The sequence below is a fragment of the Pseudomonas sp. MIL9 genome, assembly GCF_016887925.1.
In the GTDB taxonomy this organism is placed as follows: Bacteria; Pseudomonadota; Gammaproteobacteria; order Pseudomonadales; family Pseudomonadaceae; genus Aquipseudomonas; species Aquipseudomonas mohnii.
Map to the genome: position 1 here is coordinate 138,872 of NZ_JAFEHE010000011.1, position 11,022 is coordinate 149,893.

The 11,022-nt window shown below is 60.6% G+C and carries 8 protein-coding genes; 6 read left to right on the forward strand and 2 right to left on the reverse strand.

From position 1 onward, the window contains the following. Positions 1 to 23: 23 nt before the first annotated feature. Together JQF37_RS14180 and JQF37_RS14185 are read right to left on the reverse strand one after the other, a co-directional pair. A complete protein-coding gene (locus JQF37_RS14180; RefSeq protein ID WP_130206993.1) occupies positions 24 to 3,302 on the reverse strand; it encodes an EAL domain-containing protein in 3,279 nt (1,092 codons plus the stop codon). A 66-nt stretch (positions 3,303 to 3,368) separates the two neighbouring features. Next, entirely contained in the window at positions 3,369 to 4,259 is an 891-nt protein-coding gene (locus tag JQF37_RS14185) for a LysR family transcriptional regulator (RefSeq protein ID WP_130206991.1), read from the reverse strand. Between the two features lie 147 nt (positions 4,260 to 4,406). Here JQF37_RS14185 and leuC point away from each other — a divergent pair, with 147 nt between their 5' ends. The 6 genes from leuC to JQF37_RS14215 all read left to right on the forward strand — a co-directional run bounded on the left by leuC (position 4,407) and on the right by JQF37_RS14215 (position 10,978). Next, a complete protein-coding gene (leuC, locus tag JQF37_RS14190) occupies positions 4,407 to 5,825 on the forward strand; it encodes a 3-isopropylmalate dehydratase large subunit (RefSeq protein ID WP_090318719.1) in 1,419 nt (472 codons plus the stop codon). Between the two features lie 10 nt (positions 5,826 to 5,835). Continuing rightward, positions 5,836 to 6,480 carry a 3-isopropylmalate dehydratase small subunit gene (leuD, locus tag JQF37_RS14195; RefSeq protein WP_047531250.1) on the forward strand — a complete coding sequence of 215 codons (645 nt, stop codon included), beginning with the start codon at positions 5,836 to 5,838 and terminating at the stop codon, positions 6,478 to 6,480. Positions 6,481 to 6,626: 146 nt separating this feature from the next. Continuing rightward, positions 6,627 to 7,394, forward strand: a complete 768-nt coding sequence (locus JQF37_RS14200; protein WP_130206989.1) for a class I SAM-dependent methyltransferase — start codon at positions 6,627 to 6,629, stop codon at positions 7,392 to 7,394. 65 nt (positions 7,395 to 7,459) lie between these two features. Then, on the forward strand, positions 7,460 to 8,542 hold the full coding sequence (gene leuB / locus JQF37_RS14205) for a 3-isopropylmalate dehydrogenase (protein ID WP_130206987.1): 1,083 nt from the start codon (positions 7,460 to 7,462) through the stop codon (positions 8,540 to 8,542). A gap of 68 nt (positions 8,543 to 8,610) precedes the next feature. Continuing rightward, positions 8,611 to 9,723: an aspartate-semialdehyde dehydrogenase gene (gene asd / locus JQF37_RS14210; RefSeq protein ID WP_130206985.1), complete on the forward strand. Its 1,113-nt coding sequence runs from the start codon at positions 8,611 to 8,613 to the stop codon at positions 9,721 to 9,723. A gap of 244 nt (positions 9,724 to 9,967) precedes the next feature. Continuing rightward, positions 9,968 to 10,978 carry an aspartate-semialdehyde dehydrogenase gene (locus JQF37_RS14215; RefSeq protein WP_130206983.1) on the forward strand — a complete coding sequence of 337 codons (1,011 nt, stop codon included), beginning with the start codon at positions 9,968 to 9,970 and terminating at the stop codon, positions 10,976 to 10,978. The last annotated feature ends 44 nt before the right edge of the window (positions 10,979 to 11,022 follow it).

An 11,022-nucleotide genomic window follows, 5' to 3' on the forward strand; every position in this document is an offset into this window, starting at 1 on the left:
ATCCCATTCCCGCCACGATCTGGTTATCTCAGTAGTTTCTGAAACTCCTCCACCGGCAACGGCCGGCTGTGCAGGTAACCCTGGTAGAAATGGCAGTCCAGCCCCTGCAAGAACGCCAGTTGCTCCGGCGTTTCCACCCCTTCGGCGATCACCTTCAATTCCAGGCTGCGAGCCATGGCGACGATGGCGCGGATGATTTCGGCATCGTTGGGGTCGGTGGTGGCGTCGCGGATGAACGACTGGTCGACTTTCAGGGTGTCGACCGGCAGGCGCTTGAGGTAGGTCAGCGAGGAATAACCGGTCCCGAAATCATCCATGGCAAAGCTCACGCCGAGCTTTTTCAGGCGACGCATCTTATTGATGGTGTCTTCCAGGTTCTGGATGACGATGCCTTCGGTGATTTCCAGTTTCAGCAGCGAGCAGGGCAGGCCGTGGCTGGCGAGGCTGTTTTCGATGCGTTCGACAAAGTCGTTCTGGCGGAACTGCCTTGGGCTGATGTTGACGCACAGGCTGAAGTTCAGCGGGTCTATCAGGCGATTGGCGATCAATTGCCGGAAGGCCTGACAGGCTTCGTCGAGAATCCAGGTGCCGACCTCCAGGATCAGCCCGCTGTCCTCCAGCACCTTGATGAATTCGGTTGGCGATTGCGCGCCGAGTTCGGGGTGGGTCCAGCGCACCAGGGCCTCGGCACCGACGATACGGTTATTCCGGGCGTCGAGCTGGGGTTGGTAGTGCACGCGAAACTCACCCCGGGACAGCGCCAGGCGCAGATCGGTCTCCATGCGCAGGCGCTCGCTCGCGGCCTTCTGCATGGTGTTGTGATACATCTGCGCGATGTTGCGTCCCGAATCCTTGGCACGATAGAGGGCAATGTCAGCGCGTTTGAGCAAATCCGTCGGCGTGGAGCCATGGTCGGGAATCAGTGCAATACCAATGCTCGGCGTCACTTGCAGGCGCTGGCCATCGAGGAACATCGGTTCTGACAGCAGTTCGCGCAAGGTGTCAGCCAGATCGCGCACCTGCTCACTGACTTCACTGCGCGAGCCTTCGAGACCGCTGAGCAGGACGACGAATTCGTCGCCGCCCAGGCGCGCGACGGTATCTTCCATGCGCACACTGGCTTCCAGGCGTGCGGTGATGATCTTCAGCACGGTATCGCCCACCGGATGGCCGAGGGAATCGTTGATGTGCTTGAAGTGATCAAGGTCGAGAAACATCAATGCGCCGCGCAGGTTGTGGCGTTTGAGCAGGGCGATCTGCTGGCTCAAGCGGTCCATCAGCAGCGCACGGTTGGGAAGGTTGGTCAGTGGGTCGTGGTACGCCAGGTGGCGGATCTGCGCTTCGGCGTTTTTCAGCAGGCTGACGTCTCGGGCGGTCAGCAGCAGGCACGCGGTTTCGTTGAGGGTGATCGGTTCCACCGACACTTCCACGGTCAACAACTCGCCGCGCTTGTTGCGCCCGAGCATTTCCTGATGGTGAACCCGGCCCTTGATCTGCAGTTCGGCCAGCAACGCCGAGCGTTGTTTCTCTTCGGCCCAGATCCCGAGCTGATACACCGTGCGTCCGATCACTTCATCGGCACGGTAGCCGGTCAGGCGGCAGAACCCGTCGTTGACCTCCAGGTAGCGGCCGGTGTCGCGTTCGGTGATGGTGATGGCGTCGGGGCTTGAGTGGAACGCCTTGGCGAACTTCTCTTCGCTGGCCTTGAGCGCTGCTTCCGAACGTTGCTGCTGGGTGATGTCGCGTAACGTAGTGACGATGCATGGCTGGTCGCCGACGTTGATCTGGCGGCTGGAAATCACGCAGGTCAGAGACTGTCCTTCCTTGTGCTGGACGAGGATGGCCACGTTATTCAGGCCTTGCTCGCGGATCACCTGTTCGATGCGCTGCAGGCTTTTGGCCGAGGCGTCCCACAGGCCGATTTCGTCAGCGCTGCGGCCAATCACATCGGCGGTGCCCCAGCCAAAGGTCTGGGTGAAACTGGAATTGATTTCGATGAACTGCCCGGTGTCCTGGCGGGTGACGCAGATCGGGTCCGGGCTGACCTGGAACAGGGTGGCGAATTTTTCTTCGGAGGCCACCAGCTGTTGTTCGCGTTCGACTTGATCGGTGATGTCCAGCAGGGTCCCGGCCATGCGCAACGGCGCGCCATTTTCATCGCGGTAGAGCCGGGCGCGACTTTCCAGGTAGCGCGAAGTGCCGTCTTCCAGTTGTACGCGGTAAGTCAGTTGATAGTTGCCCGCCGGACCTTCGCGCAAGCTGCGGTAAGCGTCGCGCATGTTGTCGCGTTCTTCGCCGGGAACCCCTTCGAAAAATTCGTCGAAAGATTCATGAAAAGGCTTCGCATCCATCCCGTGCAATTGGGCGGCGCGGGCCGAACCGTAAAGCATGCCGCTGGGAATGTGCCAGTCCCAGGTGCCCAGTTGTGCCGAATCCAGTGCCAGGTCGAGGCGCTCCTGGCTGTCTTTCAAGGCGTGCTCGGCGGCTTTGCGTTCGGTGGTGTCGAGGAAGGTGCTCAACAGGTACGGCTGGCCTTCGAGCTCGACCTTTTGTGCGCTGAGGATGCCGTCGTGGATCTGGCCATTGCTGGCGCGAAACTGCACCTCCATATTGATCAGTTCGCCCTTGGCCTTGGTGGCTTTGACCAGTGTCGTGCGTTGTTCGGGGTTCACCCAAAGGCCCAGCTCCAGGGTGGTGCGGCCGATCGCGTCTTGCACCGGCCAGCCGAACAGGCTTTCGAAATACTGATTGGCTTCGGTGATCAGGCCGTCTTCCTGGCGTGTCAGCAACACCATGTTCGGGCACAGATGAAACAGGGTGGCGAACCGCTTTTCCGAGCTGCTGAGCGCCTGCTCGCGCTGGCGCTGGTGAGTGATCTCGCGGATCACGCCGATCATGCGTGGTCGGCCGTTTTTGTCCGGCAGCAGGCTGCCGTTGATCTCCAGCCAATGCAGGCTGCCGTCGGGCCAGCGAATGCGGTGGTGCATCGCTTGCTCCAGCGGTGCGCCGGCGATCACGGCATGGAAGGCACGAATGGTTTTCGCCCGGTCTTCCGGCGGCAGCAAATCGAGGTATTCCAGATCGGCGGGCAACGGTTGCCGCGGATCAAAGCCGAACAGCGCCTGAGTACCCCGTGACCAACTGATCTGCCCGCGTTCGATGTCCCAATACCAGGCACCCAGCCGGGCGCCGTTCAGCGCGGCCAATAATTGGGGGGCACTTTCCCAGCTCTGCTCGGAGCGTTGTGGATCAAGTGCCTGAATACGCGGCATCGGCGGAATACGGTCAACAGATTTCGGCATTGGCAAGCCTTAGGCTGATTTGGGCATTTTGCACAGGAATTTGCGGCTCTATAGCAGTAGCACAAGTTAACCCTGAATCCCTGGCAGATCGATTTGAGCATCCAGCAAGGCCATGAAGGCCCGTGCTGCATTCGATAGCGTCCGTTCTGTGTGCAGGATATAGCCTAGCTGGCGAGACAGTTGTATGCCCGGCAGGGGTATTCGTGCAACTTGATCGTCGAGCATGGTGCGCGGCAACACGCTCCAGGCCAGGCCGATCGACACCATCATCTTGATCGTTTCCAGATAATTGGTGCTCATGGCGATGTTCGGCGTCAGCCCCTGGGCTTCGAACAGGCGCTGGACGATGTGGTGGGTGAACGTGTTGCCGCCGGGGAACACGGCCGGATGCCGGGCAATGTCCGCCAGGCTGACCGGTCCATTGTTGAGCAGCGAATGCTCCGGGGCGACCACGAAATCCAGCGGGTCGTTCCACACCGGCATGGCCTTGACCAGCGCATGGGGCTCCGGCGCCAGGGTGATGACGGCCAGTTCGGCGCGGCCATGGAGGATTTCTTCGTAGGCCACTTCCGAATCGAGGAATTGAATATCCAGCGCGACGTCGGGGTAGCGTCGAGTGAGCTCCCTGAGTAACGGAGGCAAACGGTGCAGGCCGATGTGGTGACTGGTGGCCAGGGTCAGACGGCCGGTCACTTCGCCGGTGAGGTTGGTCAGGGCGCGGCGAGTATCATCCAGTACGTTCAGAATCTGATAGGCGCGCGGCAGCAGCGCGCGGCCTGCCTCGGTCAGGCCGACTTCACGACCCAGTCGATCGAACAGGCGCACCTTCAATTGCTGCTCCAGCCCGGCGATGCGTTTGCTGATTGCCGGTTGTGTCAGGTGCAGGCGCTCGCCGGCGCCGGAGAAGCTTCCTGTCTCGGCGATGGCAATAAAGGCATTGAGGTTGGCCAGGTCCATGGTTGCATTCCAGTTGGTTATCCAAAGCATAAAAAATATGAATTTGAGTTATTTAATGTAACCCCATAGGATCAGCCTCACAAGCCAAGGGGTTATTGAGATATCAAAGCCCGGGGCATAGAAACAAGCTGATGAGGAAAACGTCTGATGGCCGGCAAAACGCTCTACGACAAGCTCTGGGATTCGCATTTGGTCAAGCAGCGCGACGATGGTTCTGCGCTGATCTACATCGACCGTCACATCATTCACGAAGTGACCTCGCCGCAAGCCTTCGAAGGCCTGCGTCTGGCCGGGCGCAAGCCTTGGCGCATCGATGCCAACATCGCGACCCCGGACCACAACGTACCGACCACGCCGGAGCGCAAGGGCGGCATCGACGCCATCGTGGACCAGGTCTCGCGCCTGCAGGTCCAGACCCTCGACGATAACTGCGATGAATACGGCATCGTCGAATTCAAGATGAACGACGTGCGCCAAGGCATCGTTCACGTCATCGGCCCGGAGCAGGGTGCAACCTTGCCGGGCATGACCGTGGTCTGCGGCGACTCCCATACCTCGACCCACGGCGCCTTCGGTGCCCTGGCTCACGGTATCGGCACCTCCGAGGTCGAGCACGTGCTCGCGACCCAGTGCCTGGTCGCCAAGAAAATGAAAAATATGCTGGTGCGCGTCGAAGGCCAATTGCCGTTCGGCGTGACCGCCAAGGACATCGTGCTCGCGGTGATCGGCAAGATCGGTACCGCCGGCGGTAACGGCCATGCCATCGAATTCGCCGGTAGCGCGATTCGTGACCTATCCGTCGAAGGCCGCATGACCATCTGCAACATGTCCATCGAGGCCGGCGCCCGCGTAGGCCTGGTGGCGGCTGATGAAAAAACCGTGGCCTACGTGAAGGGTCGTCCATTCGCCCCGAAAGGCGCGGAATGGGACCTGGCGGTCGAAGCCTGGAAAGACCTGGTGTCCGATGCCGATGCCGTGTTCGATACCGTGGTCGAGCTCGACGCGAGCCAGATCAAGCCGCAAGTCAGTTGGGGCACTTCGCCTGAAATGGTCTTGGCCGTTGATCAGAACGTGCCGGATCCAGCCAGGGAAATGGATCTGGTCAAGCGCGGCTCCATCGAACGTGCCCTGAAATACATGGGTTTGACCGCCAATCAGGCGATCACCGACATTCAACTGGATCGCGTGTTCATCGGCTCCTGCACCAACTCGCGGATCGAAGATTTACGCGCGGCTGCCGTCATTGCCAAGGGCCGCAAAGTGGCCTCGACCATCAAGCAGGCCATCGTGGTGCCGGGCTCGGGTCTGGTGAAAGCGCAGGCCGAATCGGAAGGCCTGGACAAGATTTTCCTCGAAGCCGGTTTCGAATGGCGTGAGCCGGGTTGCTCGATGTGCCTGGCGATGAACCCGGACCGTTTGGAGTCCGGCGAACACTGCGCCTCGACGTCCAACCGTAACTTCGAAGGCCGTCAGGGCGCGGGTGGCCGAACCCATCTCGTGAGCCCGGCCATGGCCGCGGCCGCCGCCGTGAACGGTCGTTTCGTCGACGTCCGTGAATTGATCTAAGGAGCGCAGCATGAAAGCTTTTACCCAGCACACTGGACTTGTCGCGCCTCTGGATCGTGCCAACGTCGACACCGACCAGATCATTCCGAAGCAATTTTTGAAATCGATCAAGCGCACGGGTTTCGGCCCGAACCTGTTCGATGAATGGCGCTACCTGGATGTGGGGCAGCCGTATCAGGACAACTCCAAGCGCCCGCTGAACAAGGACTTCGTCCTCAACGCCGAGCGTTATCAAGGCGCCAGCGTGTTGCTGGCCCGTGAGAACTTCGGTTGCGGTTCGAGCCGTGAACACGCGCCGTGGGCCCTGGAAGAATACGGTTTCCGCAGCATCATCGCGCCGAGCTATGCCGACATCTTCTTCAACAACAGCTTCAAGAACGGCTTGTTGCCGATCATCTTGAGCGACGCTGAAGTCGATGAGCTGTTCCAGCAGGTAGAAGCCAATCCGGGCTACCAGCTGCAAATCGACCTGCAAGCCCAGACCGTGACCCGCCCGGACGGCAAGGTCCTGAGCTTCGAAATCGACGCATTCCGCAAACACTGCCTGCTCAATGGCCTGGACGACATCGGGCTGACCTTGCAGGACGGCGATGCGATTGCGGCGTTTGAAACCAAGCACCGTGCGAGCCAGCCTTGGTTGTTTCGCGACGCTTGATTGATTCGAGATTTTTGTAGTCAGGGCTGGCCCCATCGCGGGCAAGCCCGCTCCCACAGGGATTTACGGTGTTCAAGAAACCTGTGGGAGCGGGCTTGCCCGCGATGAGGCCGGAACAGGCGCCACAAGACTAAAAGGAAGTCCCCATGACCAGCTCCGCCCAGCACAGCCAGGTAGTTCAAAAGCAATTCGGTGAACAGGCTTCGGCCTACCTGAGCAGCGCCGTACACGCTCAAGGCACTGAATTCGCACTGCTACAGGCCGAACTGGCGGGGCAGGGCGATGCTCGCGTGCTGGACCTGGGTTGCGGTGCCGGTCATGTGAGTTTTCACGTGGCTGGGCTGGTAAAGGAAGTGGTGGCTTACGACCTGTCGCAGCAGATGCTCGACGTGGTCGCCGCAGCCGCCGCTGATCGTGGGTTGAGCAACGTGTCCACGGTCAATGGCGTCGCCGAACGCTTGCCGTTTGCCGACGGTGAATTCGATTTCGTCTTCAGTCGCTATTCGGCGCACCATTGGAGCGATCTCGGCGTGGCCCTGCGGGAAGTGCGTCGGGTGTTGAAGCCGGGCGGCGTAGCGGCGTTCATCGATGTGTTGTCACCGGGCAGCCCGTTGTTCGACACTTACCTGCAAAGCGTCGAAGTGCTGCGCGACACCAGCCATGTGCGTGATTATTCCGCCGGCGAATGGTTGCGCCAGATCAGCGAAGCCGGGTTGCACACCCGTAGCACCACGCGGCAGCGGCTGCGTCTGGAGTACAACTCCTGGGTCGAGCGCATGCGCACGCCACAGGTGATGCGCGCGGCGATCCGCGAACTGCAGCAGTCGATGGGCAACGAAGTACGCGAATATTTCGAAATTGAGGCCGATGGTTCGTTCAGTACGGATGTGCTGGTGCTGTTTGTAGAAAGATAGGTACCGATCGATAGATTTTTTCCGGGCGCGCCCCAGGGTGCACCGACTGATGACATGAGGAAAGCATGAGCAAGCAGATTCTGATTCTCCCAGGTGACGGTATTGGCCCGGAAATCATGGCCGAAGCGGTCAAGGTGCTGGAACTGGCCAACGACAAGTACGCCCTGGGCTTCGAGCTGAGTCACGACGTGATCGGTGGTGCCGCCATCGACAAGCACGGCGTGCCGTTGGCCGATGAAACCCTGGAACGTGCCCGCGCAGCCGATGCCGTGCTGCTGGGCGCCGTTGGCGGCCCGAAATGGGACACCATCGAGCGTGACATCCGCCCTGAGCGTGGTCTGCTGAAAATCCGTGCGCAACTGGGCCTGTTCGGCAACCTGCGTCCGGCGATCCTGTACCCGCAACTGGCCGAAGCTTCGAGCTTGAAGCCGGAAATCGTCTCCGGTCTGGACATCCTGATCGTTCGCGAGCTGACCGGCGGTATTTATTTTGGCGCGCCGCGCGGCACCCGTACCCTGGAGAACGGCGAGCGTCAGTCCTACGACACCCTGCCGTACAGCGAAAGCGAAATCCGCCGCATCGCCCGTGTCGGTTTCGACATGGCCATGGTCCGCGGCAAGAAACTGTGCTCGGTCGACAAGGCCAACGTGCTGGCGTCCAGCCAGCTGTGGCGTGAAATTGTCGAGGAAGTGGCCAAGGATTATCCTGAGGTCGAACTGAGCCACATGTACGTCGATAACGCCGCGATGCAGCTGGTGCGTGCGCCGAAGCAGTTCGACGTGATCGTCACCGACAACATGTTTGGCGACATCCTGTCCGACCAGGCCTCGATGCTCACCGGCTCCATCGGCATGCTGCCGTCGGCGTCCCTGGACACCAACAACAAAGGCATGTACGAGCCGTGCCACGGTTCGGCGCCGGACATCGCGGGCAAAGGCATTGCCAACCCGTTGGCGACCATTTTGTCGGTATCGATGATGCTGCGTTATAGCTTCAACCAGCAGGCAGCGGCCGATGCCATCGAAAAAGCCGTCAGCCTGGTGCTGGATCAGGGCTTGCGTACGGGCGACATCTGGTCGGCCGGTTGCACTAAAGTCGGTACGCAGGAAATGGGTGACGCAGTAGTCGCCGCGCTGCGGAATCTGTAATCTCTCGGGCCCGCTGCCACTTTCATCCCCGAAAGCAGCGGCCCACTTTTCAAGAAGGTGTAGTTGCGATGAAACGTGTAGGTCTGATCGGTTGGCGCGGTATGGTCGGTTCCGTGCTCATGCAGCGGATGCTGGAAGAGCAGGATTTCGATCTTATCGAGCCGGTGTTTTTCACCACTTCCAATGTCGGTGGCCAAGGCCCGTCCGTGGGCAAGGAGATTGCTCCGCTCAAGGACGCTTACAGCATTGAAGAGCTGAAAACCCTCGACGTGATTCTGACCTGCCAGGGTGGCGACTACACCAGTGAAGTCTTCCCGAAGCTGCGCGAAGCCGGCTGGCAGGGCTACTGGATCGACGCCGCTTCCAGCCTGCGCATGCAGGATGACGCGGTCATCGTCCTGGACCCGGTCAACCGCAAGGTCATCGACCAGCAGCTGGACGCGGGCACCAAGAACTACATCGGCGGCAACTGCACCGTCAGCCTGATGCTGATGGGCCTGGGCGGTCTGTTCGAAGCCGGTCTGGTGGAGTGGATGAGCGCCATGACCTATCAGGCGGCCTCCGGTGCCGGCGCGCAGAACATGCGTGAGCTGATCAAGCAAATGGGTGCGACCCACGCAGCGGTCGCCGATCAACTGGCCGACCCGGCCAGCGCGATCCTCGACATCGACCGTCGTGTCGCCGAAGCCATGCGCAGCGACGCGTACCCGACCGAAAACTTCGGCGTACCGCTGGCCGGCAGCCTGATCCCGTGGATCGACAAGGAGCTGCCGAACGGTCAGAGCCGTGAAGAGTGGAAGGCCCAGGCCGAGACCAACAAGATCCTCGGTCGCTTCAAGAGCCCGATCCCGGTCGACGGCATCTGCGTGCGCATTGGTGCCATGCGTTGCCATAGCCAGGCGCTGACCATCAAATTGAACAAAGACGTGCCGATCGCCGATATCGAAGGGCTGATCAGCCAGCACAACCCTTGGGTCAAGCTGGTACCGAACAACCGCGAGATCAGCATGCAGGAGCTGAGCCCTACCAAGGTCACCGGCACCCTGAACGTGCCGGTCGGCCGTCTGCGCAAGCTGAACATGGGGTCGCAATTCGTCGGTGCGTTTACCGTCGGCGACCAACTGCTCTGGGGCGCGGCCGAACCGCTGCGTCGCATGCTGCGGATCCTGCTTGAGCGTTGATCGATTGAAGCTGTGAAAGAACCCGTGCCTTGAAAGAGGCGCGGGTTTTTTTATTCCAGGCCGTCAGATGCTGATGGGTTGCCTGATGTTCCGTCATCGCGGGCAAGCCCACTCCCACAAGGATTGTGCTGATCCCCGTGGGAGCGGGCTTGCCCGCGATGAGGCCAGAACAGACGCCACATAATTGCCTGCATCCCCACCACCCGGTAAAGTGCCGCTCCCCCGTTTCGCCTGAGGTAGAACCATGAGCCAGTCCTTCGATATTGCCGTGATCGGCGCCACCGGTACTGTCGGCGAGACGCTCGTGCAGATTCTTGAAGAGCGCGACTTTCCGGTCGGCAACCTGCACTTGCTGGCCAGTAGCGAATCCGCCGGGCATTCGGTGCCGTTTCGGGGCAAGAATGTGCGGGTGCGGGAAGTCGATGAGTTCGACTTCGGCAAAGTCCAGTTGGTGTTCTTCGCCGCCGGCCCGGCCGTGACCCTGAGTTTTGCCGCGCGCGCCACGGCTGCCGGTTGCTCGGTAATCGACCTGTCCGGCGCGTTGCCGACCGACCAGGCGCCACAGGTGGTGCCGGAAGCCAACGCGCAGGTGTTGGCCGGCCTGAAAAAACCATTCCGGATCAGCAGCCCGAGCCCTTCGGCTACGGCGCTGGCGGTGGTGCTGGCGCCGTTGCTGGGTTTGATCGATTTGCAGCGCGTCAACCTGACCGCGTGCCTGGCGGTTTCCGCCCAGGGCCGCGAGGCCGTGACCGAGCTGGCCCGGCAGACCGCCGAGTTGCTTAACGTGCGCCCACTGGAGCCGACCTTTTTCGATCGGCAGATGGCGTTCAATTTGTTGGCCCAGGTCGGCAAGCCGGACGAGCGGGGTCATACGCTGCTGGAAAAGCGCCTGGTGCGTGAGTTGCGCCAGGTCATGGCCCTGCCTTCATTGAAGATTTCCGTGACTTGCATTCAAGCCCCGGTATTTTTTGGCGATAGCTTTAGTGTGACGCTGCAATCGGCGAGTGAGATCGACCTGGCTAAAGTCAACGCCGCTTTGGAAGACGCCCCCGGCATCGAGCTGGTTGAAGCCGGTGATTACCCGACGCCGGTAGGTGACGCGGTAGGGCAGGATGTGATCTACGTTGGTCGGGTACGCCAGGGTATCGACGACCTGTCGGAACTTAATTTGTGGCTGACGTCAGATAACGTACGCAAAGGCGCCGCGCTCAACGCTGTGCAGCTGGCTGAGTTGTTGATAAAAGACCTGCTGTAAAAGATACTTGGCAACAATTTTTCGAATGGTTCCGACCCAGCGCT